This is a genomic window from Klebsiella michiganensis, from assembly GCF_015139575.1.
Taxonomy (GTDB): Bacteria; Pseudomonadota; Gammaproteobacteria; order Enterobacterales; family Enterobacteriaceae; genus Klebsiella; species Klebsiella michiganensis.
This window is the reverse complement of record NZ_AP022547.1, coordinates 5,515,545-5,541,602: the sequence shown is the minus strand read 5'-3', so window position 1 is coordinate 5,541,602 and position 26,058 is coordinate 5,515,545. Positions and strand designations below refer to the sequence as shown.

The window sequence follows — 26,058 nt, the reverse complement described above, 5'->3', positions numbered from 1 at the left end:
CTGCATCGAGGCGGCAAGGGAATGAATCCCTGGGAGCGTACAAAAGTACGTGACCAGGGTGAGTGAGCGCAGCCAACAAAGAGGCAGCCCGAAGGGTGAAGTGTTCAAAGAAAAGCAATGATCTCAGGAGATAGAATGATGATTACTCTGCGCAAACTTCCACTGGCGGTCGCCGTTGCGGCAGGCGTTATGTCTGCTCAGGCGCTGGCCGTTGATTTCCACGGCTACGCTCGTTCTGGTATCGGCTGGACCGGCAGCGGCGGTGAGCAACAGTGCTTCAAAGCCACGGGTGCTCAAAGCAAATACCGTCTTGGCAACGAATGTGAAACCTATGCGGAACTGAAGCTGGGCCAGGAGTTGTGGAAAGAAGGTGATAAGAGTTTTTATTTCGATACTAACGTCGCTTATTCCGTAAATCAGGAAGATGACTGGGAAAGTACCTCTCCGGCGTTTCGTGAAGCTAACATCCAGGGTAAAAACCTGATTGACTGGTTGCCGGGTTCTACCCTGTGGGCCGGTAAGCGCTTCTACCAGCGTCATGACGTTCACATGATCGACTTCTACTACTGGGATATCTCCGGCCCGGGTGCGGGTCTGGAAAACGTTGACCTCGGCTTCGGTAAACTCTCTCTGGCGGCCACGCGTAACTCAGAAAGCGGCGGTTCTTACACTTTCTCCAGCGATGACACCAAGAAATTTGCTGCTAAAACCGCAAACGACGTCTTTGACGTGCGTCTGGCCGGTATGGAAATCAACCCGGGCGGCGTACTGGAGTTAGGCGTGGATTATGGCCGCGCTAACCCGCAGGACGATTACCGTCTGGTTGATGGCGCATCAAAAGACGGCTGGATGTTCACCGGTGAACATACTCAGTCTATCTGGGGCGGCTTCAACAAGTTTGTTGTTCAGTATGCGACCGACTCGATGACCTCCTGGAACAGCGGTCACTCCCAGGGAACCAGCATCGATAACAACGGCAGCATGATCCGCGTTCTGGATCACGGCGCGATGGACTTCAACGATGACTGGGGCCTGATGTACGTTGCGATGTACCAGGACGTGGACCTGGACAGCAACAACGGTTCTACCTGGTACACCGTCGGTGTTCGTCCGATGTACAAATGGACGCCGATCATGAGCACCCAGCTGGAAGTCGGTTACGACAACGTGAAATCTCAGCGCACCAGCGAAAACAACAACCAGTACAAAATTACCCTGGCCCAGCAATGGCAGGCGGGTAACAGCGTCTGGTCTCGCCCGGCAATCCGTATTTTCGCGACCTACGCAAAATGGGATGAGAACTGGGGCTACAGCAACACCTCCGGTCTGCAGACTAAAGACGGCAGCGGTAACGGGGTTTACACCTCCAGCCGCGGTAACGATAGCGAAGTGACCTTCGGTGCGCAGATGGAAGTTTGGTGGTAACACCGCCGTAATCATGTAGTGACACGGAGGGGCTCTGCCCCTCCTGATTCTTCAGGATTAGCGCGCTATTGCCTGGCCACCGCTAAACCTACGCTATCCGAGGTGAGAACAATGAAAATGAAGAAAACTCTCGTCGCCCTGTGTTTATCCGCAGGAATGTTGGCATGCGCGCCGGGAATGAGCCTTGCCGACGTCAACTTTGTCCCGCAAAACACCAGCGCAGCGCCCGCCATCCCCGGCGCTGCCCTGCAGCAGCTCGTCTGGACGCCAGTCGATCAATCTAAAACGCAGACCGTTGATTTACTCACGGGCGGCCAGCGCCTGGATGTTGCCGGCATCTCCGGCCCGGTTGCGGCCTGGAGCGTTCCGGCGAATATTGGCGAACTGACCCTGACGCTCACGAGCGAAGTGAATAAGCAAAAACAGATTTTTGCGCCGAACGTGCTGATTCTCGATCAGAATATGACGCCATCCGCGTTCTTCCCCAGCAGCTATTTTACCTATCAGCAGCCCGGCGTAATGACCGCGGATCGGCTTGAAGGCGTCATGCGCCTGACCCCGGCGCTGGGGCAGCAGAAGCTTTACGTGCTGGTCTTTACGACGGAAAAAGATTTACAACAAACCACGACTCTGCTTGATCCGGCGAAAGCTTACGCTAAAGGCGCGGGCAATGCCGTGCCGGATATTCCAGACCCGATTGCCCGCCACACCACCGATGGCGTGCTGAAGCTAAAAGTCAAAACCAATAGCGGCTCCAGCGTGCTGGTTGGTCCGCTGTTTGGCTCTTCCGGCAATGGCCCGGTGACCGTCGGCAATACCGCAGCGCCGGTTGTCGCGCCGGCCCCGGCTCCGGCGGCGAAAAGCGAACCGATGCTTGATGACACCGAAACCTATTTCAACAACGGCATTAAGCAGGCGGTTGCGAAAGGCGATATCGATAAGGCCCTGAAATTGATGAACGAAGCTGAACGTCTTGGCTCGAAATCTGCTCGTTCCACCTTTATCAGCAGTGTAAAAGGCAAGGGGTGACCGTCTCCCCGCAATGCTGATGTTTAGGCACAGCCTTTAGGTGCGTCCGTCAGGGCGCACTTTTTTTTAGCGCGCCGCAGCCTCTGTTGCACGGCTGTTGCGCGGATGATCGTATATTGACGTTTGCCCGCCCCCGATGCCCCATTCTGCGATACAATACCTTTACGTTATGTACCGGAGATTCAGGCATGCCACATCCTGCGCTTACGCAACTGCGTGCGCTGCATTATTTTGCCGCTATGCCCCCGCTGGATGCGCATCTGCGCGACTGGCTATTGCTGGAAGACTCAATGACCAAACGCTTTGAGCAGCAGGGGAAGAAAGTCAGCGTCATCATGGTTAACGAAGGTTTTGTTGGACGCGACGCGCTGGCCGGTGAGGCGCCCCTGTTACCGAGCGAACCCCGCTACTGGCTGCGGGAAATCATTCTTTGCGCCAACGGTGAACCCTGGCTGGCCGGGCGCACGATAGTGCCCGAATCAACGCTGAGCGGCCCCGAACTGGCGCTGCAACAGCTGGGGCAAACGCCGTTGGGCCGCTATCTCTTCACGTCATCGACGCTAACCCGTGATTTTATTGAAATTGGTCGTCATGCAGAGCTGTGGGGGCGTCGTTCCCGCCTCCGGTTGAGCGGCAAACCGCTGCTGCTGACGGAACTGTTTTTGCCTGCATCGCCGTTGTATTAAGAGGAAAATGAAATGGAGTGGAGTCTGACGCAGAACAAGCTGCTGGCGTTTCACCGCCTGATGCGTACTGACAAACCGATTGGCGCGCTGCTGCTGCTGTGGCCGACGCTATGGGCGCTGTGGGTGGCGACGCCGGGGATACCGCCGCTATGGATCCTCGCCGTTTTTGTCGCCGGCGTCTGGCTGATGCGCGCCGCAGGCTGCGTGGTCAACGACTATGCCGATCGCAAGTTTGACGGCCACGTCAAACGGACGGCCCGCCGCCCGTTGCCGAGCGGCGACGTTAGCGAAAAGGAGGCGCGGACGCTGTTTGTCGTGCTGGTGCTGCTTTCGTTTCTGCTGGTGTTGACCCTGAACACCATGACCATTCTGCTGTCGGTAGCGGCGCTGGCGCTGGCATGGGTATATCCGTTTATGAAGCGCTATACCCACCTGCCTCAGGTCGTGCTGGGCGCGGCGTTCGGCTGGTCGATCCCGATGGCCTTTTCGGCGGTCAGCGAATCGCTGCCGCTGAGCTGCTGGCTGATGTTCCTCGCCAATATCCTGTGGGCGGTGGCCTACGATACCCAGTATGCGATGGTCGATCGTGATGATGACGTCAAAATCGGTATCAAATCGACGGCGATTCTCTTTGGCGACAACGATCGCTTAATCATCGGTATTTTGCAGGTGGCGGTACTGGGTCTGATGGCCGCGGTAGGCTGGCTGAGCGGGCTGGGCTGGGAGTATTACTGGTCGTTGTTTATCGCTGCGGCGCTGTTTGCCTGGCAGCAGAAGCTGATATTTAAACGCGAACGCGATGCCTGCTTTAAGGCGTTTATGAACAATAACTACGTGGGGCTGGTGCTGTTTCTCGGCCTGGCGATGGGATATATGCAGTAGCGCTGTGGGTTTCCCGGCTTGCGGCGTAAACGCCTTAGCCGGGCTACAAAACCGCAGGGTCCGGTAGCCCGGCGCAGGCCGGGACATCTCTTTAAACGTTACGCTTCATCCTGGGTAACGCTTTCAATCGTTAATCGCACATCCGAAGTAATCAGATCCGCCAGCATGCGGTAGATCTTCAACGTCTCTTCCGGCTCGGCGTCCCCGGTATCGCTGATATAGCCTTCGTCACGCAGGGTCAACACCAGCGTGCTGAACACCGCCTTATCGAAGAACTCCGGCGCGTTGATGCCGTGCAGAACGGACAGGCGCTGCGCCACGGTGCGGCTCTCTTTCTCCAGCGAACTGCGGTTGATTGACGGGTTAGCGCTCAGCAGCCAGAAGGTAATGGCGTAGCGCTGCAGCGTTTCGCGCGCGCCTGCGGCCAGCAGCTGCAGAGAACGGGCATGAGACGGATTGACGCTCACCTCATCGTCGTTCAGGGCGATGAGGCCCTGACGCTGCATCTCAGCGATCAGCGCATCGACGACGCCCGCCAGCTCCGCTTTTTCCCAGCGCAGGAACAGCTCGGCCTTCAGGAACGGATAGAACATCTCGACGTGACGCAGGATTTCGGCACGGGTAATACGACGATGCTGAGTGACGATGGCGGCTAACAGCGACGGTATCACCAGCATATGGGCGATGTTGTTGCGGTAGTAGGTCATCAGGACGGCCTGCTCGCGCGGCAGAATGATGATATCGCCAATGGTATCTTTCTCAACTTCGAACTTGTTCATCTGCAGCGCGTGGTCAATCAGCTCGCTGGCCGAAGCCGCAGGCGTAGTCGCATCCGCTGAATATGGCACGTTGCGCAGCAGGGCGAGATAGCACTCCAGCTGCTCGGTGAGCTGCTCGCGGGTCAGTGAACGCTGACGCGATGCCAGAAGCGCGGTACAGCACAGGTTCATGGCGTTAGCCGCGCCGGCATTATTGATGCGCACCATCAGATCCGAGGCGATATTATTCACCGTCGGGGTCAGCCAGGAAGGGCGAACCGCTTCGATAGGGTCGATAGACTCGCGCCAGTCCGGCACATGCTGGTTCAGATAGGCCATCAGCGGCAGGGGTTCGCCGAAGTTAACGTAGCCCTGGCCGAGATTTCGCAGCTTGCTCAAGCCGCGCAGCATCTGCGGCAGGCTCTCTTTCTCTTTCGTCGCACCGCGTAGCTCTTTGGCGTAGGTACCGACCTCCATCACGTGCTCGTAGCCGATGTAAATCGGCACCAGGGTGATGGGGCGATTACCGCCGCGCAGCATCGCCTGAATGGTCATCGACAGGGTGCCGGTTTTCGGATCCAGCAGGCGTCCGGTACGCGAACGCCCGCCTTCAACGAAATACTCCACCGAATAGCCGCGGCTGAACAGCTCGCCGAGATATTCGCGGAATACGGTTGAGTAGAGCTTATTGCCCTTGAACGTACGGCGAATAAAGAACGCGCCGCCGCGACGGAAGATCGGACCGGCGGGCCAGAAGTTCAGGTTGATACCGGCGGCGATATGCGGCGGCACCAGGCCCTGATGATAAATGACGTAAGAGAGCAGCAGATAGTCCATATGGCTGCGGTGGCACGGGACATAAACGATCTCGTGGCCTTCATGCGCCAGCTGGCGCACGCGCTCGGCGTTATGCACGTTAATGCCCTGATACAGCCGGTTCCAGGTAAAGCCCAGCACGCGATCGGTCAGGCGAATCATCTCATAGGAGAAGTTTGCGGCGATCTCTTCCATCAGGGCGATAGCGTTTTGCTGCGCCTTTTCATGAGAAATTTTCTTGCTGCGCGCTTCGTCTTCTACCGCACGGGCAATGGCTTTCGACGCCAGCAGTTTATTAAACAGATCCTGGCGCGCGGGCAGGCGCGGGCCGACCGCCGCCAGACGCTGACGGGCGAAGTGCATGCGCGCCACGCGGGCCAGCTTCTGGGCGATGGTTTTATCGGTACCGTGTTCGTCCGCCATCTTACGCAGCGAGACCGAAGGCGAGAAACGGACAAAGCTGTCGCGGCCCAGCCACAGAACGGCGAAGAATTTCTGAATGCCGTTGAGCATGCGCAGCGGCGGGTTCACCTCGCCTTTTTCACGCCCCGGCGCGCGACCGAACATCACCGAAACCGGCACCATCTGCACGTCAAGATCGGGATGGTTGCGGTGCAAATCCAGATAGTCGTGAAAGAGCTTGATAGACTCTTCTTTCGGCGTGTAATAGGTAAACACGCGCGGTCCGCCGTGGATAAATACGTAGCGCGGAAGCAGGCCGCCGTCGATCTCGAGCGGCTCCAGCGGGTCCGGTAACTCATGTTCCAGACATTGCGCGCGCAGCGTCAGCAGGTCCGCCTTCGAATTGTAGGGCAGGACATACATAATGGGACGCGAGGTATCCAGGCCTAATTCCTGAGCGGGTTGTGCCGGAATCGACTTGCTTTTTACCAGCGCCCTTAATGGTAAATTCAGTAATTTATAGTAAATTCGTTGCCAGCCAGACATAGACGATGTGAAGCCTCTGGTTAATCATGCAAATGCGCCGCAAGAATAACAGAAAGTGCGCAAAATTTCCGTTGTAACGCGGCAAACGCGTACACTCATTGACGTCATTTACATAAAAAGGTTTGTTTGATGGCCAATAATACCACTGGGTTAACCCGAATTATTAAAGCGGCAGGGTATTCCTGGAAAGGATTCCGGGCGGCGTGGGTCAACGAGGCCGCCTTTCGTCAGGAAGGCATCGCGGCCGTTATTGCCGTGGCGATCGCCTGCTGGTTAGACGTCGATGCCATCACCCGGGTGCTGCTGATTAGCTCGGTCCTGCTAGTGATGATAGTTGAAATTATCAATAGCGCGATTGAGGCGGTTGTTGACCGTATTGGCCCTGAACATCACGAGCTGTCGGGGCGAGCGAAAGACATGGGATCGGCGGCGGTATTGCTGGCGATTATCATCGCGCTGATCGCGTGGGGAACGCTTTTATGGGCAAACTACCGCTAACGCCTGGCGTAGCGGCTCGCAAAACGGAAAGAAACTCCTGATTTTTGTGTGAAATGTGGTTCCAAAATCACCGTTAGCTGTATATACTCACAGCATAACTGTATATACACCCAGGGGGCGGAATGAAAGCGTTAACGACCAGGCAGCAAGAGGTGTTTGATCTCATTCGGGATCATATCAGCCAGACGGGCATGCCGCCGACGCGTGCGGAGATTGCTCAGCGCTTGGGGTTCCGTTCCCCAAACGCGGCGGAAGAACACCTGAAAGCGCTGGCGCGTAAAGGCGCAATCGAGATCGTTTCCGGCGCCTCCCGCGGTATTCGTCTGCTGACGGAAGAAGAAACGGGTCTGCCGCTTATTGGCCGCGTTGCGGCGGGTGAGCCGCTACTGGCCCAGCAGCACATTGAAGGTCACTATCAGGTCGATCCGGCTATGTTTAAGCCGAATGCCGATTTTCTGCTGCGCGTTAGCGGTATGTCGATGAAAGACATCGGTATTCTTGATGGCGACCTGCTGGCCGTCCATAAAACGCAGGATGTGCGCAATGGCCAGGTGGTTGTGGCGCGCATCGACGAAGAAGTTACCGTGAAGCGACTGAAAAAGCAGGGTAACGTCGTTGAACTGCTGCCGGAAAACAGCGAATTTTCGCCGATCGTGGTGGACCTTCGCGAGCAAAGCTTCACTATTGAAGGCCTGGCCGTTGGCGTTATCCGCAACGGCAACTGGCAGTAATCTCTTCACCTCGCGGCATCATCACCTGATGCATGATGCTGCGCCGTTTTTCCTCATTTGGGCTCTTTCTCCATGCTTTTTAACGCCGCCGACAAAGCCCTGTGGCGCTTAGCGCTGCCCATGATCTTCTCCAATATCACCGTTCCGCTGCTGGGGCTGGTGGATACCGCCGTTATTGGCCACCTCGACAGCCCGGTTTATCTGGGGGGCGTAGCAGTTGGCGCAACGGCGACCAGCTTCCTCTTTATGCTGCTGTTGTTCCTGCGAATGAGTACCACCGGACTGACGGCGCAGGCGTTTGGCGCAAAAGATCCGCAGCGGCTGGCGCGTGCGCTGGTGCAGCCGCTGGTTCTGGCGCTGGCCGCCGGGGCGGCGATTGTGCTCTTACGGATGCCGTTAATCGACCTGGCGCTGCATATCGTCGGCGGTAGCGAAGCCGTGCTCGAACAGGCCAGACGCTTCCTGGAGCTCCGCTGGCTAAGCGCGCCGGCATCGCTGGCGAATCTGGTCCTGCTGGGCTGGCTGCTGGGCGTGCAGTACGCCAGAGCGCCGGTGATCCTGCTGGTGGTCGGCAACGTCCTCAACATCGTGCTCGATTTATGGCTGGTGATGGGCCTGCATATGAACGTGCAGGGGGCGGCGCTGGCGACGGTCACCGCAGAATACGTCACTTTCTTTATTGGCCTGCTGATGGCGAGACGCGTGCTGGCGCTGCGCGGCGTTTCCCTGTCGATGCTGAAAAACGCCTGGCGCGGCGATATACGCCGCCTGCTGGCGCTGAATCGCGACATCATGCTGCGCTCGCTGCTTCTACAGCTCTGCTTCGGGGCGGTGACGGTATTTGGCGCCCGCCTTGGCGCTGATATCGTCGCGGTCAATGCGGTCCTCATGACGATGCTGACCTTTACCGCCTATGCGCTGGACGGTTTTGCCTACGCCGTTGAGGCGCACTCCGGGCAGGCCTACGGCGCGCGCGACGACAGCCAGCTGCTTGCCGTCTGGCACGCGGCCTGCCGCCAGTCAGGGATGGTAGCGCTGGCGTTTGCGCTGATTTACGGTCTTGCCGGTGAGCAGATTATCGCTTTGCTGACCTCGCTGCCTTCGCTGCAGCAGCTGGCCGACCGCTATCTGGTCTGGCAGATGATCCTGCCGGTCATTGGCGTCTGGTGCTACCTGCTGGACGGCATGTTTATCGGCGCGACGCGGGGGGCGGAGATGCGCAACAGCATGGCGGTAGCGGCGGCGGGGTTTGCCCTGACGCTGCTGACGGTACCGACGCTCGGCAACCACGGACTGTGGCTGGCGCTGACGGTCTTTCTCGCTCTGCGCGGCGTTTCTCTGGCGGTTATCTGGCGGCGCCACTGGCAGCGCGGAACCTGGTTTTCGTAATGCATTTGGTGCATCTGATGGTTAAAGATTCCGAATAATAAATCTTACTCAGAATACTCATCTATAGTTAAGTCATGTCCGGCACACAGCGGGCTGTTCATTCACCGAACGATAACCGAACGATGAGGAATGCATGATGAATAAAGACGAAATCGGCGGTAACTGGAAACAGTTCAAAGGTAAAGCGAAAGAAAAATGGGGCAAGCTGACCGACGATGACATGACCGTCATTGAAGGCAAACGCGACCAGCTGGTGGGCAGAATTCAGGAACGCTACGGTTACGCCAAAGACCAGGCAGAGAAAGAAGTGACCGACTGGGAAACCAAAAACGACTATCGCTGGTAGCGAAAACGCCGTGTTTTAACCCACTGTTATTGCCTACACCCTTGATTCCCGCTGCGGCTAACGCCTCAGCGGGCTTTCTTTTTGATCTGGATGGTATGGTCGTGGTGGCAGTGGCCCGGCGTACTGCAGGATTCAACCTCGACGCAGGCGGCGCACAGGCCGTGAGCCTCAATGACGTTGTGGCGCAGGGCGAATCCCATTCTTGCCGCCAGCGTATGCATAATATCTTCGACGCCTTCCGCACACTCTTCTTTGACGCCGCCGCAGCGGTCGCAGATAAACATCGCCGAGCTGTGGGTCGGCTGATCGAAAAGGTGACACAGCACGTAGCTATTGGTGGATTCCACCTTATGCACGAACCCTTGCTCGAGTAAAAACTCCAGCGCCCGGTACACCGTCGGCGGTTTCGCCTGAGGCTCTTTTTCACGAAGGAGATCGAGCAGGTCGTAGGCGCTGATTGCCCCTTGCTGCAGGCTCATCAAACGCAATACTTCAAGGCGCTGCGGGGTCAGGCGCACGCCACGCTGCGCGCACAGCTTTTCAGCATGCGCTAACATTTGTTGCGAAGTGGTCTTATCCATGAGCGTCCTCTGGTTGCGTGAATCTGAAACTGTTACTTTATCACGATACCGGTAAAACGCCGAGACCCGGCGGGCTATACCCGTCACACTTCACGTTACCTGCGCGCTGGCTGCGCCAATTCGTCCCAGCCGCGCTCCTGGGGTCGCTCAACCTTGCCACCTTATGCTATACCTGATGCATCTCATTTTCGGGAGAAAACGATGAAACGACCTGACTGCATTCGACACTGGCGTGAACTGGAAGGCGTGGATGATTCCACCTATCCCGACAGTACTGAGCTTTTCTCCATCGGCGCGCCGCTGGCGCGGGGCCTGCGGCTGAATCGCCTGGGGATCCACCATGAGCGTCTACCGCCCGGACGCCGAACCTCTTATCCGCATGCGGAGAGCGACGAAGAAGAGTTTATCTACGTGCTGGAAGGCTATCCGGAAGTGTGGATTAACGGCTATCTCTGGAAGCTGGAGCCGGGGGATAGCGTCGGCTTTCCTGCCGGAACCGGCATTTGCCACACCTTCCTCAATAACACCGAGCAGGAGGTTCGCCTGTTAGTCGTTGGCGAGGCAAATAAGAAATTTAATCGCATCTACTACCCGCTTAACCCCGGCTATGCCGCCACGCGACAGGATCGCTGGGTTGACCATCCGCCGCAGTTTTTTGGCCCTCACGACGGGAAGCCACGGAAAATATAGCGTTTATTGCGGGATAAAAAAGGTGAGCGCTGACGCTATGCGTCAGTGGTTTATCTTTGTGCTATAGTAGCGCCCCTTTTTACCCGGATGCTTATTTATTCGCCATGATGTCAGATTCAACGCCTACTGCTTTCGCCGCTCACCGTTTTTCCATCGCGCCGATGCTCGACTGGACCGACAGACACTGCCGTTATTTTCTGCGTCAGCTGTCGCGCCACACGCTGCTGTACACCGAAATGGTGACCACCGGTGCGATTATTCACGGCAAGGGCGACTATCTGGCCTACAGCGAAGAAGAGCATCCGGTCGCCCTGCAGCTCGGCGGCAGCGATCCGGCTGCGCTGGCACACTGCGCGAAGCTGGCGCAGGCGCGCGGCTACGATGAAATTAACCTGAACGTTGGCTGCCCGTCCGATCGCGTGCAGAACGGTATGTTCGGCGCCTGCCTGATGGGGAACGCGCAGCTGGTGGCAGACTGTATTAAAGCCATGCGCGACGTCGTGTCGATCCCGGTCACGGTGAAAACCCGTATCGGCATTGATGACCAGGACAGCTACGGGTTTCTGTGTGATTTTATCGAAACGGTATCCGGGAAAGGCGAGTGCGAGATGTTTATCATCCATGCGCGCAAAGCGTGGCTTTCGGGGCTGAGCCCCAAAGAAAACCGCGAGATCCCGCCGCTTGACTATCCGCGCGTTTACCAGCTGAAGCGTGATTTTCCGCATCTGACGATGGCGATTAACGGCGGCATTAAGTCGCTGGAAGAAGCAAAACAACATCTTGCGCATATGGACGGCGTAATGGTGGGCCGTGAGGCCTATCAGAATCCAGGCATTCTGGCGTCGGTGGATCGGGAAATTTTCGGCGTGGAAGGCGTCGATGCTGACCCGGTTTCCGTGGTCCGGGCGATGTATCCCTATATCGAACGCGAGCTTAGCAACGGTACTTATCTGGGGCACGTAACGCGCCATATGCTCGGGCTGTTTCAGGGGATCCCCGGGGCGCGCCAGTGGCGTCGCTATCTGAGCGAAAATGCGCATAAAGCCGGGGCGGACATCAACGTGCTGGAACAGGCGCTGAAACTGGTTGCCGACAAGCGTTAGTTTTTCACTAAAAACTGGTCAAATTCACCACGCCCTGCACGTATCGTGCCGGGCGTTTTTGTTATTATTCAATGGGTTATATTTGGCACGATTTTTGTAATATCCGGTAAGGTAGATTACATTTCTTTAGGGGAAAGACGATGCTGGAACTCTTATTCGTTATTGGCTTTTTTGTCATGTTATTGGTCACCGGCATTTCACTGCTGGGTATTATTGCCGCGATTGTCGTCGCGACCGCGCTGATGTTTGTCGGCGGTCTGTTTGCGTTAATGATTAAACTGCTGCCGTGGCTGCTGCTGGCCGTTGTTGTGGTTTGGGTGATTCGGGCGATAAAATCACCAACCGACAACCGTTATCGCGCTAATAACCGCTGGCGCTACTAAGGTATTGAGCGGTATGTCACAACCTGAAGATTTTTGCATAAAACAGCGTAGGCTTTGCTTATTAAATCTGTCACTATTAGCGGGTTAACGAATTCATCGTGCTGTACCCTACATACAGCCGAACAAAAAAAGTAAGGGCTTCCCATGTGGAAGCCCTAAACTTTAGTGCTCCGGCCATTACGGCAAGAGCAAACTTGAACCCTGCGTCGCCCGGCTTTCCAGCACCTCATGTGCGCGTCTGGCGTCGGTTAACGCATATTTTTGGCTCTCCGCGACATCCACTTTTATCACGCCGCTGGCGATCAGCGAAAACAGCTCGTTGCTGGCTTCCGTCAGCTCTTCACGCGTGGTGATATAGCCCTGCAGAGAAGGGCGGGTGACGTACAGCGAACCTTTTTGATTGAGGATCCCGAGATTGACGCCGGTCACCGGGCCGGAGGAGTTGCCGAAGCTCACCATCAGCCCCCGACGCTGCAGGCAGTCAAGGGAGGCTTCCCAGGTATCTTTCCCGACGGAATCATAAACCACGTGGACTTTCTTACCGTCGGTGATCTCTTTCAGGCGCTCGACGATATTCTCTTCGCGATAGTTAATGATCTGCCAGGCGCCGGCCTGTTTGGCGCGTTCAGCTTTTTGCGCGCTGCCGACGGTACCGATCAGCTTCGCGCCCAGCGCTTTGGCCCACTGACAGGCGATGAGCCCGACGCCGCCGGCCGCCGCATGAAATAAGAACGGCTCGCCCGCTTTGATCTCGTAGGTTTTCCGCAGCAGGTAATAGACCGTGAGCCCTTTCAGGAATGAGGCCGCCGCCTGCTCGAAAGAGATCGCGTCCGGCAAAATGGCGGCCTTATCCGCGGGCACGTTGTGGACGGTGCTATAGGCTCCCAGCGCCGATTGCGCGTAGACCACCCGATCGCCGGCTTTGATATGTTTCACGCCGCTGCCGACTTTGCTTACTACGCCAGCGGCTTCGGTACCCAGACCGCTCGGCAATGACGGGGGCGGGTAGAGGCCGCTGCGGATATAGGTATCAATGTAGTTGATGCCGATGGCCTTATTCTCTACCTGAATTTCGTGCTCTGCGGGATCTTTCGGCGTGAACTCCAGCGCTTGCAGAACATCAGGCCCTCCGTGCTGGTGAAATTCAATTCGTGTTGCCATGCTTCCTCCAGAAATGTGGTAATCTTTCGACCCATTCACTATCTCGGTAACTCCATTCACTATGGCAGGAAATAAACCCTTCAACAAACCACAGACTGAACCCCGCGAGCGTGATTATCAGCTCGATGGGTTGAAGGTCCCGCCGCACTCGATTGAAGCGGAACAGTCGGTGTTGGGCGGTTTAATGCTGGATAACGAACGCTGGGACGATGTTGCCGAGCGGGTTGTTTCGGAAGATTTTTATACCCGTCCGCATCGCCATATTTTCACCGAAATGGCGCGCCTGCAGGAATCGGGCAGCCCGATTGACCTGATTACGCTCGCCGAATCGCTGGAGCGTCAGGGGCAGCTGGACAGCGTCGGCGGCTTCGCCTACCTGGCGGAATTATCGAAAAATACGCCAAGTGCGGCGAACATCAGCGCTTATGCCGATATCGTCCGCGAACGTGCGGTGGTACGCGAAATGATCTCCGTGGCGAATGAAATCGCCGAGGCCGGTTTCGATCCCCAGGGCCGCACCAGCGAAGATCTGCTCGACCTCGCCGAATCCCGGGTGTTTAAAATTGCCGAAAGCCGCGCAAATAAAGACGAGGGGCCGAAGAATATCGCCGACGTGCTCGACGCTACCGTGGCGCGTATTGAACAGCTCTTCCAGCAGCCGCATGACGGCGTCACCGGGGTGAATACCGGCTATGACGATCTCAATAAAAAAACCGCCGGTCTTCAGCCGTCGGACCTGATTATTGTCGCCGCGCGTCCGTCAATGGGTAAGACGACTTTTGCGATGAACCTCGTGGAAAACGCGGCGATGCTGCAGGATAAGCCGGTACTCATCTTCAGTCTCGAGATGCCCTCGGAGCAGATTATGATGCGTTCTCTGGCCTCGCTGTCGCGCGTTGACCAGACCCGCATTCGTACCGGCCAGCTGGATGATGAAGACTGGGCGCGCATTTCCGGCACCATGGGAATTCTGCTGGAAAAACGTAACATCTATATTGATGACTCCTCCGGCCTGACGCCAACCGAAGTGCGCTCCCGCGCGCGGCGCATCGCCCGCGAGCACGGCGGCATCGGTCTTATTATGATCGACTACCTGCAGCTGATGCGCGTGCCGTCGCTCTCCGATAACCGTACGCTGGAAATCGCCGAAATTTCCCGCTCGCTCAAGGCGCTGGCGAAGGAGCTGCAGGTGCCGGTGGTGGCGCTGTCGCAGCTTAACCGCTCGCTGGAACAGCGTGCGGATAAGCGCCCGGTCAACTCCGACCTGCGTGAGTCCGGCTCCATCGAGCAGGACGCCGACTTAATCATGTTTATCTACCGTGATGAGGTTTATCACGAAAACAGTGATTTAAAAGGCATCGCTGAAATTATTATTGGTAAACAGCGTAACGGCCCTATCGGGACGGTGCGCCTGACGTTTAACGGTCAGTGGTCGCGTTTTGATAATTATGCTGGGCCACAATACGACGACGAATAAATCTCCGTCATCCTTCATGCCGCAGATGCGTTGACTACGCCTGTTCACCCCGGTCACTTAGTTTACTAAGCTCCCGGGGATTCTCAGGCTTGTCGCCTTCCTGCAACACGAAGGATTTAGGAGATTCTTTTATTAAGGAATTCAAATGCAAGCGGCAACTGTAGTCATTAACCGCCGCGCTCTGCGACACAACCTGCAACGTCTGCGTGAACTGGCGCCCGCCAGCAAACTGGTTGCGGTGGTGAAAGCGAACGCCTACGGACACGGTCTTCTTGAGACCGCGCGAACGCTCCCGGACGCCGATGCTTTTGGCGTCGCCCGTCTTGAAGAAGCCCTGCGCCTGCGCGCGGGCGGTATCGCCCAGCCGATTCTGCTGCTGGAGGGATTCTTTGAGGCCGCCGACCTGCCGGTGATCTCCGCCCAGCGCCTGCACACGGCGGTACACAGCCCGGAGCAGCTGGCTGCGCTGGAGGAAGCGGATTTACCCGAGCCGGTAACCGTATGGATGAAGCTGGACACCGGGATGCATCGATTAGGCGTTCTGCCCGAACAGGCCGAAGCCTTTTATCAGCGCCTGAGCCAGTGTAAAAACGTCCGCCAGCCGGTCAATATCGTGAGCCATTTTGCCCGTGCGGATGAGCCTGAGTGCGGCGCGACCGAACGTCAGCTGGATATCTTTACCACCTTCACGGAAGGGAAACCGGGGCTGCGCTCAATCGCCGCATCCGGCGGTATATTGCTATGGCCGCAGTCGCACTTCGACTGGGCGCGTCCGGGGATTATTCTCTACGGCGTATCGCCGCTCGACGGTGGATCCACCGGCGCGGATTTTGGCTGCCAGCCGGTGATGTCTCTGACCTCCAGCCTGATCGCGGTCCGCGAGCATAAAGCCGGCGAGCCGGTGGGCTACGGCGGAACCTGGGTCAGCGAGCGTGATACGCGTTTAGGCGTTGTGGCGATGGGCTACGGTGACGGCTATCCGCGCGCCGCGCCGTCAGGCACGCCGGTACTGGTTAACGGCCGTGAAGTGCCGATTGTCGGACGCGTAGCGATGGATATGATTTGCGTCGATCTCGGGCCTGAAGCACAGGACCACGCTGGCGACGCGGTCGTGCTGTGGGGCGAAGGCCTCCCCGTCGAGCGGATTGCCGAAATTACAAAAGTAAGTGCTTACGAACTTATTACGCGCCTGACTTCACGGGTATCCATGAAGTACGTGGATTAATGTCAGCCAGCGCGCTTTCCCCCGGTGGCGGCTGACGCCTCATCGGGGCTACGGGTTCGCTACCGGCTACGGGCCGGTAGCCCGGATAAGGCGGTTTAAGCCGCCATCCGGGATGGGCGTTCACGTTGTTGCGTCAAATCCAGCCCGTTCTGTTTTATCCGCCAACATCCCCTCGACCTTCTTTCACATCCAGTTTATTGTGTTATAACGAGCCCATGTAAACCTGGAGAAACATCGCGTGTTTCAGAAAGTTGACGCCTACGCTGGCGACCCCATTCTCTCCCTGATGGAGCGTTTTAAAGACGATCCGCGTAGTGACAAAGTAAATCTCAGCATCGGTCTTTATTACAACGAAGACGGCATCATTCCGCAGCTGAAGGCGGTTGCCGAAGCGGAAGCACGTCTTAACGCCCAGCCGCACGGCGCCTCAATCTATTTACCGATGGAAGGGCTGAACACCTATCGCCACGCGATTGCGTCGCTGTTGTTCGGGGCCGATCATTCGGTACTGGCGCAGCATCGCGTGGCCTCTATTCAGACGCTGGGCGGCTCCGGAGCCCTGAAAGTCGGCGCTGACTTCCTGAAACGCTACTTCCCGGGCTCGCGCGTATGGGTCAGCGACCCGACGTGGGAAAACCACATCGCTATATTTGAAGGGGCTGGATTCGAAGTAAGTACTTACCCTTGGTTTGATGATAAAACCAATGGCGTGCGTTTCGCGGCTTTCCTTGAAAAACTCAATACGCTACCGGAACGCGATATCGTGCTGCTGCATCCCTGCTGCCATAACCCAACGGGAGCCGATCTTACCAACGCTCAGTGGGATCAAGTGGTTGAGGTGCTGAAAGCGCGTAATTTGATTCCTTTCCTCGACATTGCCTATCAGGGCTTTGGCGCCGGCATGGAAGAGGATGCCTACGCTATCCGCGCCATAGCGAACGCCGGGATGCCCATGCTGGTCAGCAACTCGTTCTCGAAAATCTTCTCCCTGTACGGTGAGCGCGTTGGCGGGCTGTCGATCGTCTGTGAAGATACTGAAACCGCGGGGCGCGTACTGGGGCAATTAAAAGCGACCGTGCGTCGCAACTACTCCAGCCCGCCGAACTTTGGCGCGCAGGTGGTTGCGGCGGTGTTGGGCGACAGCGCGCTGAAAGCCTCATGGCTGGCGGAAGTGGAAGGGATGCGTACCCGTATTCTGGCCATGCGTCAGGAGCTGGTTGATGTGCTGAAAGAGACGGTTCCGGGCGGTGATTTTGACTATCTGCTCAAGCAGCGCGGCATGTTTAGCTATACCGGTTTCAGCGCGGCCCAGGTTGACCGCCTGCGCGATGAGTTTGGCGTCTACCTGATTGCCAGCGGCCGCATGTGCGTCGCGGGGCTGAATGCAGGAAACGTGCGCCGCGTCGCGCAGGCGTTTGCTGCGGTAATATAAGTTCTTCCTGACCTTTTGCCCGCGCCAAATCATGACGCGGGCAATTCGCTTCCCGAAGTGTGATCATTCTCTTTTTATATGACATCAGAGCAGAAAAACCTTCCTATCCGCCTTCGCGGGGGGTAAGGTCTGGGTGCATTAATAAGCGTACACATTATTGAAAATTATAACGATTCGATTATTTAGGGAAAAATATGCGCAAGATCACCCTGGCCTTTGGGGCCGTCTGCTTACTGTTCACGCTAAATAGCTCCGTCGTTGCTCGCGCCTCCACACCGCAGCCGCTGTGGACGGGCACCAATATGGCGAAACTCGCCGAACAGGCGCCGATCCATTGGGTTTCCGTCGCCCAGATTGAAAATAGCCTGCTGGGACGCCAGCCGATGGCCGTCGGTTTTGATATTGATGATACCGTCCTGTTCTCCAGCCCGGGCTTCTGGCGCGGGCAGAAAACCTATTCCCCCGGCAGCGATGATTACCTGAAAAATCCGGAGTTCTGGGAAAAAATGAACAACGGCTGGGATGAATTCAGCATGCCGAAAGAGGTGGCGCGCCAGCTGATTGCGATGCACGTAAAGCGCGGCGATAGCATCTATTTCGTTACCGGCCGTAGCCAGACCAAAACCGAAACGGTATCAAAAACCCTGCAGGATGATTTTCTCATCCCGGCGGCGAATATGAACCCGGTTATTTTTGCCGGCGATAAACCTGGCCAGAACACCAAAACGCAGTGGCTGCAGGAGAAAGGGATCAAAGTTTTCTACGGCGATTCAGATAACGATATCTCCGCTGCCCGCGAGGTGGGCGCGCGCGGGATCCGTATCTTGCGGGCCTCAAACTCTTCCTATAAGCCGCTGCCGATGGCGGGCGCTCAGGGTGAAGAGGTCATTGTGAATTCAGAATATTAAGCTGCCCGCCGGCTTAATCATCAATCGCTAAAACGGCAGCCGGCACGCTGCCGTTTTTTTGTGCAAAATAGCGTGCCAAAGGTTTTACCTTTTCGCTTATTGCTGCACACTTAGGAAGGTTCATTAGTAAAAGGAGTGGTTTATGTGGCATCAGCAAACCCTGACGTTAGGCCCGAAAGCACGGGGCTTCCATCTGGTCACTGATGAAATTCTCGGGCAAATCCGCGAAATATCGCGGGTGAAAACTGGCCTGCTGCATTTGCTGCTCCAGCATACATCTGCTTCCCTGACGCTAAACGAAAACTGCGATCCGACCGTTCGCTTCGATATGGAGCAGCATTTTCTGCACGCCGTACCGGATAACGCGCCGTATGAACACGATTATGAAGGTCCTGATGACATGCCCTCGCACATTAAGTCGTCGATGCTGGGCGTATCGCTGATGCTGCCCGTACGGGATGGCAGCGTCAGGCTGGGGACCTGGCAGGGGATCTGGCTCGGGGAGCATCGTATTCATGGCGGATCGCGCCATATCATCGCGACGCTGATGGGGGAATAAAAATGACAATTTCGGATTTATTGCAGTACTGCATGGCAAAGCCGGGCGCCGAACAAAGCGTACATAGCGACTGGAAAGCGACGCAGATCAAAGCGGCGGACGTCCTGTTTGCGATGGTAAAAGAGGTTGAGGACAACCGGCCAGCGGTATCGTTAAAGACCAGCCCTGAGCTTGCGGAACTGTTGAGGCAGCAGCATCGCGATGTTCGCCCCAGCAAACATCTCAATAAAGCCCACTGGAGTACGGTGTTTCTTGACGGCTCCCTGCCTGATTCGCAAATTTATTATCTGGTGGATGCTTCCTACCAGCAGGCGCTTGATTCGCTTTCCGAGGCTAAGCGTAAGCTGTTGCCATAGCGCTAAATTCTGCCCAGCAGCGCCAGCAGGGTCACATCAAACAGACGAAGCAGCGTGGACTGCAGATGCGCCTGCATGGCGATCTGTTCGTTGTTGGCGCGAATGCTGGCAATATCGCGCTGCCCTTGCAGGAGCAGAATGAGGTCGTCCTGACTTAACCAGCCGCGAGCTTTCTCCTGTAACGCCTGAAGCGTGAGCATCCCGGCGTCGCGAATGTCGCTGTCTTCATCATTTACAATCGCGTGCATAAGCTGCAACCACTCTGCCGTATTCACGCCGGCGCCGGCCAGCTGGGCGCTTAACTCTTCTATGGTGGACATGCTTATCTCCCTGAACGCTGTTGTTCGCCGTTGATGGCCTGCTGGTAAAGTTTTTCCGTCTGTTGCGCCAGAATTCCGGCCTCGAAAGGCGTCAGCGCTCTCTCCTGGGGGACGACGCGCCGGTACAGCCGCTGATAATTTTTCTCCAGCACGTGAAGATTACTCTGCCGTAGCGCATCGCTATCGCTTAACGCCAGGCTGAATAGCGGGCGAATCTGGCGATCCTCGTAACTGAGCAAGCGTTGGTCGAGTGGCGCTGCCGCCGCGTCGCTGATGAACTGCAGATGAAGCTGTTCCAGCATCAGCAGCTGCTGATGAGCCGTGCTGCTGTAGCCGTCTATCCAGCTGCAGGCGGTCAGCGCGAATAACGCCGCGACGAGCGTAAATCGATAAAGTCCGTGCTTTAAGTACATGATGCATCCTGCAATTTATGGCGGTGGTGCTATCTGATGACAGATGCCGTCCGGCCGCAAATCACAAAATATCAGCGGGAGAAAATGAGAGGAAATGAGGCCTCTTCCCGGGACGGGAAGAGGCAGATGAGATTATTTCAGCATGGGCTTGAGGAAGCGAGCCGTATAGGAGGCCTCGCACTCGGCGACCGTTTCCGGCGTACCGGAAACGAGGATCTCTCCGCCGCCGCTTCCGCCTTCCGGCCCAAGGTCAACGATCCAGTCAGCCGTCTTGATGACATCCAGGTTGTGCTCAATCACCACGATGGTATTCCCCTGGTCGCGCAGCTGGTGCAGAACCTCCAGCAACTGCTGAATATCGGCAAAGTGCAGACCGGTGGTCGGTTCATCAAGGATATACAGCGTTTGCCCGGTACCGCGTTTGGACAGCTCGCGCGCCAGCTTGACGCGCTGGGCCTCGCCGCCGGAGAGCGTGGTAGCCGACTGACCAAGGCGAATATAGGTCAGACCGACGTCCATCAGCGTTTGCAGCTTACGCGCCAGCGCCGGAACCGCATCGAAGAACTCACGCGCTTCTTCAATGGTCATATCCAGCACTTCATGAATCGTTTTGCCTTTGTACTTAATCTCCAGCGTTTCGCGGTTATAGCGTTTGCCTTTGCACTGGTCGCACGGTACGTAGATATCCGGCAGGAAGTGCATCTCGACTTTGATCACGCCATCGCCCTGGCAGGCTTCACAGCGGCCGCCGCGCACGTTAAAACTGAAGCGGCCGGGCGTGTAGCCACGCGAACGTGATTCAGGTACGCCGGCAAACAGTTCACGGACCGGCGTAAAGACGCCGGTGTAGGTTGCGGGGTTAGAACGCGGCGTACGGCCGATGGGGCTCTGGTCGATATCGATCACTTTGTCGAAATGTTCCAGCCCCTGCACGTCGCGGTAAGGTGCCGGTTCCGCGATGGTGGCGCCGTTGAGCTGACGCTGGGCAATCGGGAACAGCGTGTCGTTGATCAGCGTGGATTTACCCGACCCGGAAACGCCGGTGATACAGGTGAAGAGACCCACCGGCAGCGTCAGCGTTACGTCTTTCAGGTTGTTGCCGCGCGCGCCGGACAGCTTCAGCACTTTCTCCGGATTGGCGGGTACGCGCTGTTTCGGCACTTCGATTTTACGCTTGCCGCTCATGAACTGGCCGGTCAGCGATTCCGGCACCGCCATAATATCTTCCAGCTTGCCTTCAGCCACGACCTGACCGCCGTGTACCCCAGCCCCCGGGCCGATATCGATAACGTGGTCGGCGGCGCGAATGGCGTCTTCATCGTGCTCAACGACAATCACGGTGTTGCCGAGGTTTCGCAGGTGGATCAGTGTGCCCAGCAGGCGTTCGTTATCGCGCTGGTGCAGGCCGATAGAGGGCTCATCCAGTACGTACATGACGCCGACCAGGCCTGCGCCGATCTGGCTGGCGAGGCGGATACGCTGCGCTTCGCCGCCGGAGAGGGTTTCCGCCGAACGGGAGAGCGTCAGGTAGTTCAGACCGACGTTGACGAGGAATTTCAGGCGATCGCCAATCTCTTTCAGTACTTTTTCAGCAATTTGCGCACGCTGGCCGGAGAGCTTCAGGTTGTTGAAGAAGTCCATCGCGTGGCCGATGCTCATATCCGAGATGGTCGGCAGCGGGGTATTCTCCACAAACACGTGCCGCGCTTCGCGCTTCAGGCGGGTCCCTTCACAGCTGGTGCAGGGACGGTTGCTGATGAATTTCGCTAACTCTTCACGTACTGCGCTGGATTCCGTTTCTTTATAACGGCGCTCCATATTGTGCAGCACGCCTTCGAACGGATGGCGGCGCACCGAGGTATCGCCGCGATCGTTCATATATTTGAATTCAATATTCTCTTTGCCTGAGCCGTACAGAACCACTTTTTGTACGCTGCTATTCAGCGTGCCCCAGGGCGCTTCCACATCGAATTCATAATGTTCCGCCAGCGACTTCAGCATCTGGAAGTAGTAAAAATTGCGCCGATCCCAGCCGCGAATCGCCCCGCCAGCCAGCGACAGCTCTGGGTTCTGAATGACGCGTTCCGGATCGAAATACTGCTGGACGCCGAGACCATCGCAGGTCGGGCAAGCGCCAGCCGGGTTGTTGAAGGAGAACAGGCGCGGTTCCAGTTCGCGCATGCTGTAGCCGCAAATCGGGCAGGCGAAGTTGGCGGAAAACAGCAGCTCTTCGGCTTTCGGATCGTCCATATTGGCGACGATGGCGGTGCCGCCAGATAGCTCCAGCGCGGTTTCAAAAGACTCGGCCAGGCGCGTGCTGAGATCGTCGCGCACCTTAAAGCGGTCAATCACCACTTCAATGGTGTGTTTCTTCTGCAGCTCCAGCTTCGGCGGATCGGAGAGATCGCAGACCTCGCCGTCGATCCTCGCGCGGATGTAGCCCTGCCCGGCGAGGTTTTCCAGCGTTTTGTTATGCTCGCCTTTGCGCTCTTTAATGATCGGCGCCAGCAGCATCAGGCGCTGGCCTTCTGGCTGGGAGAGCACGTTATCGACCATCTGGCTCACGGTTTGCGCCGCCAGCGGGACGTCGTGATCCGGGCAGCGCGGCTCGCCAACGCGCGCGTACAGCAGACGCAGGTAGTCGTGAATTTCGGTAATGGTGCCTACCGTTGAACGGGGGTTGTGGGACGTTGATTTCTGTTCAATGGAAATCGCCGGCGACAGCCCTTCAATATGGTCGACGTCGGGCTTCTCCATCAGCGACAGGAACTGCCGCGCGTAGGCGGAGAGCGACTCAACGTAGCGACGCTGCCCTTCGGCATACAACGTGTCGAAAGCCAGTGAGGATTTGCCTGAACCCGAAAGCCCGGTGACGACAATGAGTTTGTCGCGCGGGATGACGAGGTTGATATTTTTGAGATTGTGGGTGCGGGCGCCCCGAACTTCGATCTTATCCATTCACCTTTCCCGGTAGATACGCGGATTGCCTGGTTTGTTAGAAGGACAAACGGCAGAAACGGCTAATTATGACACAATTTAACCTGTTTGAATATACAGTATTGGAATGCATTTTCCGGTGGGATGTGTAAAAATGTCGCACCGCGAGAGTTATCTGGAACCTACTTCCCAGCTATCAACATAGCACCTGGAAATGGTACACTCGCGCGTTTACACTATTAAGAAACGCATTCAGGAGACACAAACATGGCCAGCAGAGGCGTAAACAAGGTGATTCTCGTCGGTAATCTGGGCCAGGACCCGGAAGTACGCTACATGCCGAGTGGTGGCGCAGTTGCCAACATTACGCTGGCTACTTCCGAATCCTGGCGTGATAAAGCGACCGGTGAGATGAAAGAGCAGACCGAATGGCACCGCGTTGTGCTGTTCGGCAAACTGGCGGAAGTGGCCGGCGAGTATCTGCGTAAAGGTTCTCAGGTCTATATTGAAGGCCAGCTGCGTACCCGTAAATGGACTGACCAATCCGGTCAGGAAAAATACACCACCGAGGTTGTCGTTAACGTTGGCGGCACGATGCAAATGCTCGGCGGTCGTCAGCAGGGCGCGGGCGCCCCGGCAGGCGGTGGTCAGCAGCAGGGCGGTTGGGGCCAGCCTCAGCAGCCGCAGGGCGGAAACCAGTTCAGCGGCGGCGCGCAGTCTCGTCCGCAGCAGCAGGCGCCAGCTGCCCCTTCCAATGAGCCGCCGATGGACTTTGATGACGATATTCCGTTCTAACGAAGCGTTAGCGTCGTAAAGTCATCTCTGAAAAAGCCCCTGTTCGGGGCTTTTTCTATTTTGTCACCCAGGCCATCTGCGCTATTTCACTGCGTGGCAGGTGCGGCAGGTGCGGCAGGCGTGGCAGGTGTGGCAGGTGCGGCAGGTGTGGCAGGCGTGGCAGGTGTGGCAGGTGCGGCAGGCATCCCCACTGTCGGCACGACCTGATTTTTGGAGGCCGTCGTCGCCTGCTGTTTACGCGCTATTTCATCCACGATCAGCCGGTAAGCGATGTAATATTTATAGATATTGCTGACATAGCTTACGGTCTCGGAGCCGATCTTCTCGGCGGCCAGATACTCCACGTTGCCAAACCAGACGTTCGGATCAAAACCGCGCTTTTTGGTATCCGCCCGCAGCCGGGCGATGCGCGCGGGGCCCGCGTTATAAGAAGCGAATGAGAACAGCGCCTTATCAAGCTGGGTCATCGGTTCATCGCCATAGTAGCGGTCTATCATCCAGCGCATATATTTCACCCCGGCATGAATGTTGGGGTCGAGCTGCTTAATATCGCCGACCTTCAGCTCCTTGCCGGTGCTCGGCATTACCTGCATAACGCCAATTGCGCCGACGTGGCTACGCACCGACTGATTTAGCCGCGACTCCTGATAGCCCTGCGCGGCCATCAGCAGCCAGTCAACATCGTAGCGATCGCCATATTTGCGGAAGATCTCCACCATGGTCAGAAATTTACGCCGCTCTTTTTGCGCCGCCGCGTTTTTAACGTACCTGGCATCCTTCAGGTAGCGCAGCAGAATCGTATTACCCAGCTTGCTGCCCTGACGATTCTTGTTGATGAATTCATTAAGCAAGGCCAGCAGCTGCGGGCTATTGTTGCGTACCGCCCAGCCGATATTGCCTTCCTTGCGCAGAATGATGTTCTGATGAACCTGAATGTTGGGGAAAACCTGTTTCCAGAACAGAGCCTTGTGGCGGTCGACGACGGTCAATGGAATCAGGCCCGCGTTAAGCATCTCTATCAGATCTTCATCCTCCAGCGCTTCGGGCGCCGGTTCGATGGTGATGGGGGGCAGCGATTGCTGGGCAAAGCGCGCGTTGAGCGCGACCAGGCTCTCGTAATAGCTCGATGAGGTACGCACAAAGACCGTTTTACCGGAAAGCTGCTGCAGATTTTCCACTTTGGGCGAGCCGGGGCCGGAAAGAAGCAGCTCCTGAACGTGAGAGTAGATTGGCGCGGTAAAGGTCATCTCCTGCTGGCGAGCGGGGGTAATCGTCAGGTTGGCGGCGATAATATCCCCCTTACCAGCGTTAAGCGCGCTGATGAGCTGGTCGCGGGCAACCGGAACAAAGATGATACGGACCTTAAGATGACGATGTTTGAGCTTTTTCTCCTTCGTCAGGCTTTGATTGAGGCTTCGCTCAAACTCCATAAAAATATCGTGAGTGGCGCCGCGCTGCGTCCCTTTGTTAATAAAGAAAAAGGTTTTGCTGAAGGTGGTTAATACGCGAATGGTTCGCCGGTCGAGCATACCCGGTAAATCTCCCTTCCATGGCTGCAGCATATCGTCAACGTTGACTTCCAGGGCCTCGCGCTCCTCGGGCTCTGACAGTTTATTCTCTGTGGCGGCGTAAACGGATGTGAAGCATAGCAGGGCGGCAAGGCATGCAAGTCCGCCGACAAGGTATCGATAGAACGACGACGTATTCATGGCGCGGTGCTCCGCAGGAGGATTTCCTTATTTTAGTCAATTTCTGGCCGTTAGCATGCCCGGCGATCGAGAATGTCGGTCGGTTAATCAGCTATTTTATTAATTAACAGGCTCAGTATTTATAGTGAAATAATAAAGAAATAAATATCGGTAATTATGGAGAGAATATGCTCAGATTGTGTTTTTTTAGTGTGGATATATTTTGATTATTTAAAGTGAAAATAAGTAGTAAACGTAAGTAATTATTTCATCTTTTTGTTTTTATTGAATTATTTAAAATTATTGCTGTGATGCATAATTATCCACTTGATAATAAATCTCATTTCTAATAACGTTGTGTGGCACAATACTCCTATTACTGCTGTTCGGCGAATGCTATCAAAGAATAGCGCGGTGCGTTTATTTCTTCATTTTTGCCAGAGTAATAAATCTATTTTGGTCGCTCATTATTTATTGCTATCCCTATTTAAACGGGAGGGCCTGACTACGCCAAAAAAAGAG

Annotated in this window: 26 protein-coding genes; 18 read left to right on the top strand and 8 right to left on the bottom strand. The window is 56.4% G+C overall.

The window, feature by feature from the left end; all coding sequences use genetic code 11:
* The first annotated feature begins 135 nt into the window (after window positions 1–135).
* From JLG71_RS25920 to ubiA, 4 genes are all read left to right on the top strand, one after another.
* Window positions 136–1,425: a maltoporin gene (locus JLG71_RS25920; RefSeq protein WP_014227535.1), complete on the top strand. Its 1,290-nt coding sequence runs from the start codon at window positions 136–138 to the stop codon at window positions 1,423–1,425.
* Between the two features lie 111 nt (window positions 1,426–1,536).
* On the top strand, window positions 1,537–2,454 hold the full coding sequence (gene malM, locus JLG71_RS25915) for a maltose operon protein MalM (RefSeq protein ID WP_014837132.1): 918 nt from the start codon (window positions 1,537–1,539) through the stop codon (window positions 2,452–2,454).
* A gap of 188 nt (window positions 2,455–2,642) precedes the next feature.
* A complete protein-coding gene (ubiC, locus tag JLG71_RS25910; protein WP_014227537.1) occupies window positions 2,643–3,140 on the top strand; it encodes a chorismate lyase in 498 nt (165 codons plus the stop codon).
* Between the two features lie 12 nt (window positions 3,141–3,152).
* Window positions 3,153–4,022 (top strand): 4-hydroxybenzoate octaprenyltransferase, encoded by an 870-nt coding sequence (gene ubiA / locus JLG71_RS25905; RefSeq protein WP_004097768.1) that lies wholly within the window; start codon window positions 3,153–3,155, stop codon window positions 4,020–4,022.
* A 98-nt stretch (window positions 4,023–4,120) separates the two neighbouring features.
* On the opposite strand, the gene plsB is transcribed toward ubiA, so the two are convergent.
* Window positions 4,121–6,544 (bottom strand): glycerol-3-phosphate 1-O-acyltransferase PlsB, encoded by a 2,424-nt coding sequence (gene plsB / locus JLG71_RS25900; protein WP_085519973.1) that lies wholly within the window; start codon window positions 6,542–6,544, stop codon window positions 4,121–4,123.
* A gap of 129 nt (window positions 6,545–6,673) precedes the next feature.
* Here plsB and JLG71_RS25895 point away from each other — a divergent pair, with 129 nt between their 5' ends.
* The 4 genes from JLG71_RS25895 (at window position 6,674) to JLG71_RS25880 (ending at window position 9,508) form a co-directional block, all read left to right on the top strand.
* Window positions 6,674–7,042, top strand: coding sequence for a diacylglycerol kinase (locus JLG71_RS25895; RefSeq protein WP_004127797.1), 369 nt, complete (start codon window positions 6,674–6,676; stop codon window positions 7,040–7,042).
* Between the two features lie 122 nt (window positions 7,043–7,164).
* Window positions 7,165–7,773, top strand: a complete 609-nt coding sequence (gene lexA, locus JLG71_RS25890; protein ID WP_004097774.1) for a transcriptional repressor LexA — start codon at window positions 7,165–7,167, stop codon at window positions 7,771–7,773.
* Between the two features lie 72 nt (window positions 7,774–7,845).
* Window positions 7,846–9,162 carry an MATE family efflux transporter DinF gene (gene dinF, locus JLG71_RS25885; RefSeq protein WP_049079203.1) on the top strand — a complete coding sequence of 439 codons (1,317 nt, stop codon included), beginning with the start codon at window positions 7,846–7,848 and terminating at the stop codon, window positions 9,160–9,162.
* A 136-nt stretch (window positions 9,163–9,298) separates the two neighbouring features.
* Window positions 9,299–9,508 (top strand): CsbD family protein, encoded by a 210-nt coding sequence (locus JLG71_RS25880; protein ID WP_004137568.1) that lies wholly within the window; start codon window positions 9,299–9,301, stop codon window positions 9,506–9,508.
* A gap of 65 nt (window positions 9,509–9,573) precedes the next feature.
* Here JLG71_RS25880 and zur read toward each other — a convergent pair whose 3' ends face one another.
* Complete coding sequence (zur, locus tag JLG71_RS25875) at window positions 9,574–10,089, bottom strand: zinc uptake transcriptional repressor Zur (protein ID WP_004097781.1); 516 nt, start codon at window positions 10,087–10,089, stop codon at window positions 9,574–9,576.
* 201 nt (window positions 10,090–10,290) lie between these two features.
* Between zur and JLG71_RS25870 the strand changes: the two genes are divergently transcribed.
* The 3 genes from JLG71_RS25870 (at window position 10,291) to pspG (ending at window position 12,265) form a co-directional block, all read left to right on the top strand.
* Entirely contained in the window at window positions 10,291–10,779 is a 489-nt protein-coding gene (locus JLG71_RS25870; RefSeq protein WP_014227541.1) for a cupin domain-containing protein, read from the top strand.
* A 107-nt stretch (window positions 10,780–10,886) separates the two neighbouring features.
* The gene (dusA, locus tag JLG71_RS25865; protein WP_032750020.1) at window positions 10,887–11,882 is read left to right on the top strand and encodes a tRNA dihydrouridine(20/20a) synthase DusA; all 996 of its coding nucleotides are present in this window, start codon (window positions 10,887–10,889) and stop codon (window positions 11,880–11,882) included.
* 140 nt (window positions 11,883–12,022) lie between these two features.
* A complete protein-coding gene (gene pspG, locus JLG71_RS25860) occupies window positions 12,023–12,265 on the top strand; it encodes an envelope stress response protein PspG (RefSeq protein WP_014227543.1) in 243 nt (80 codons plus the stop codon).
* A 177-nt stretch (window positions 12,266–12,442) separates the two neighbouring features.
* On the opposite strand, the gene JLG71_RS25855 is transcribed toward pspG, so the two are convergent.
* A complete protein-coding gene (locus tag JLG71_RS25855) occupies window positions 12,443–13,426 on the bottom strand; it encodes a quinone oxidoreductase (protein WP_014227544.1) in 984 nt (327 codons plus the stop codon).
* Window positions 13,427–13,487: 61 nt separating this feature from the next.
* Between JLG71_RS25855 and dnaB the strand changes: the two genes are divergently transcribed.
* The 4 genes from dnaB (at window position 13,488) to aphA (ending at window position 18,468) form a co-directional block, all read left to right on the top strand.
* Window positions 13,488–14,903: a replicative DNA helicase gene (dnaB, locus tag JLG71_RS25850; RefSeq protein ID WP_004097788.1), complete on the top strand. Its 1,416-nt coding sequence runs from the start codon at window positions 13,488–13,490 to the stop codon at window positions 14,901–14,903.
* A 145-nt stretch (window positions 14,904–15,048) separates the two neighbouring features.
* Window positions 15,049–16,128: an alanine racemase gene (gene alr / locus JLG71_RS25845; RefSeq protein WP_032747492.1), complete on the top strand. Its 1,080-nt coding sequence runs from the start codon at window positions 15,049–15,051 to the stop codon at window positions 16,126–16,128.
* A gap of 238 nt (window positions 16,129–16,366) precedes the next feature.
* Window positions 16,367–17,560, top strand: coding sequence for an aromatic amino acid transaminase (tyrB, locus tag JLG71_RS25840; RefSeq protein ID WP_049079200.1), 1,194 nt, complete (start codon window positions 16,367–16,369; stop codon window positions 17,558–17,560).
* Window positions 17,561–17,754: 194 nt separating this feature from the next.
* Window positions 17,755–18,468: an acid phosphatase AphA gene (aphA, locus tag JLG71_RS25835; protein ID WP_004097791.1), complete on the top strand. Its 714-nt coding sequence runs from the start codon at window positions 17,755–17,757 to the stop codon at window positions 18,466–18,468.
* 13 nt (window positions 18,469–18,481) lie between these two features.
* On the opposite strand, the gene JLG71_RS25830 is transcribed toward aphA, so the two are convergent.
* On the bottom strand, window positions 18,482–18,619 hold the full coding sequence (locus tag JLG71_RS25830) for a hypothetical protein (RefSeq protein WP_157214916.1): 138 nt from the start codon (window positions 18,617–18,619) through the stop codon (window positions 18,482–18,484).
* On the opposite strand from JLG71_RS25830, the gene JLG71_RS25825 reads away from it, so the two are divergent.
* Window positions 18,611–19,027, top strand: a complete 417-nt coding sequence (locus JLG71_RS25825; RefSeq protein WP_004097792.1) for a secondary thiamine-phosphate synthase enzyme YjbQ — start codon at window positions 18,611–18,613, stop codon at window positions 19,025–19,027. The genes JLG71_RS25830 and JLG71_RS25825 overlap by 9 nt on opposite strands.
* Window positions 19,028–19,029: 2 nt before the next feature.
* Window positions 19,030–19,383, top strand: coding sequence for an MmcQ/YjbR family DNA-binding protein (locus JLG71_RS25820; protein ID WP_004097793.1), 354 nt, complete (start codon window positions 19,030–19,032; stop codon window positions 19,381–19,383).
* A gap of 2 nt (window positions 19,384–19,385) precedes the next feature.
* Here JLG71_RS25820 and JLG71_RS25815 read toward each other — a convergent pair whose 3' ends face one another.
* From JLG71_RS25815 to uvrA, 3 genes are all read right to left on the bottom strand, one after another.
* A complete protein-coding gene (locus JLG71_RS25815; protein ID WP_004097794.1) occupies window positions 19,386–19,703 on the bottom strand; it encodes a hypothetical protein in 318 nt (105 codons plus the stop codon).
* 2 nt (window positions 19,704–19,705) lie between these two features.
* Window positions 19,706–20,116 (bottom strand): hypothetical protein, encoded by a 411-nt coding sequence (locus tag JLG71_RS25810; RefSeq protein ID WP_014837137.1) that lies wholly within the window; start codon window positions 20,114–20,116, stop codon window positions 19,706–19,708.
* A 132-nt stretch (window positions 20,117–20,248) separates the two neighbouring features.
* Window positions 20,249–23,074 carry an excinuclease ABC subunit UvrA gene (gene uvrA / locus JLG71_RS25805; RefSeq protein ID WP_004097797.1) on the bottom strand — a complete coding sequence of 942 codons (2,826 nt, stop codon included), beginning with the start codon at window positions 23,072–23,074 and terminating at the stop codon, window positions 20,249–20,251.
* A 246-nt stretch (window positions 23,075–23,320) separates the two neighbouring features.
* Here uvrA and ssb1 point away from each other — a divergent pair, with 246 nt between their 5' ends.
* Window positions 23,321–23,848, top strand: coding sequence for a single-stranded DNA-binding protein SSB1 (gene ssb1, locus JLG71_RS25800; RefSeq protein ID WP_004097799.1), 528 nt, complete (start codon window positions 23,321–23,323; stop codon window positions 23,846–23,848).
* A gap of 86 nt (window positions 23,849–23,934) precedes the next feature.
* Here ssb1 and JLG71_RS25795 read toward each other — a convergent pair whose 3' ends face one another.
* Window positions 23,935–25,557, bottom strand: a complete 1,623-nt coding sequence (locus tag JLG71_RS25795; protein ID WP_200913892.1) for an MltF family protein — start codon at window positions 25,555–25,557, stop codon at window positions 23,935–23,937.
* Window positions 25,558–26,058 lie beyond the last annotated feature (501 nt).